The organism is Bartonella sp. CL63NXGY (assembly GCF_042194905.1).
Taxonomy (GTDB): Bacteria; Pseudomonadota; Alphaproteobacteria; order Rhizobiales; family Rhizobiaceae; genus Bartonella.
Window position 1 is genome coordinate 1 of the sequence record NZ_JBHINK010000120.1, and the last position, 641, is coordinate 641.

The following is a 641-nucleotide window of genomic DNA, read 5'->3' on the forward strand; positions in this document are numbered from 1 at the left end:
TAAGAATGCGCGGGGTATCACACGTGCCTTGCGTGGTACTTGGCATGGGCGTTATGGAATAGCCCGTTGCCCTGCTCATGATGATAGGCTGCCTAGCTTATCCCTTGCCAATGGACATGATGGGCGTCTTTTACTCTATTGTTATGCTGGTTGCTCTTTTAGAGAGATCATACAAGCGCTCATTAGAATTGGCTTGCTTGGAAAACAAGCCTTTTTTGATAAAGCTTATGATCATACGCTTTCGTTCTCAAAACAGTTTTGTGCTGATCTCAAACGAGCAAAACAGAAAGCAGAGAGAGCACAAGCAATTTGGCAACAAAGCCAACCAATCAAAAATACTTTAGCAGAAACCTATTTACGTATGCGGGGTATTACATGTGATTTGCCTGCTGATTTACGCTTTTACGACAAATGTTCGCACCCCTCTGGGGGTACATTGCCCGCGTTGATTGCTCTTGTTAAGGGTGCTGGCTCCTTTGCCATTCATAGAACCTTTTTACAAGCCAATGGCTGCAAAACAGACCAAAAACCAGCAAAAGCCATGTTGGGATCTGTAACAGGTGGTGGGGTGCATTTAAGTCAAGGCAATCCCAAACATCTGGTCATTTGTGAGGGCATTGAAACCGGTCTGGCTCTTTTGT

1 protein-coding gene is annotated in these 641 nt (G+C 44.9%); it reads left to right on the forward strand.

The window, feature by feature from the left end; all coding sequences use genetic code 11:
• A partial coding sequence (locus ACFIK0_RS09610) for a hypothetical protein (RefSeq protein ID WP_375663945.1) occupies positions 1–641 on the forward strand: 641 nt, incomplete at both ends.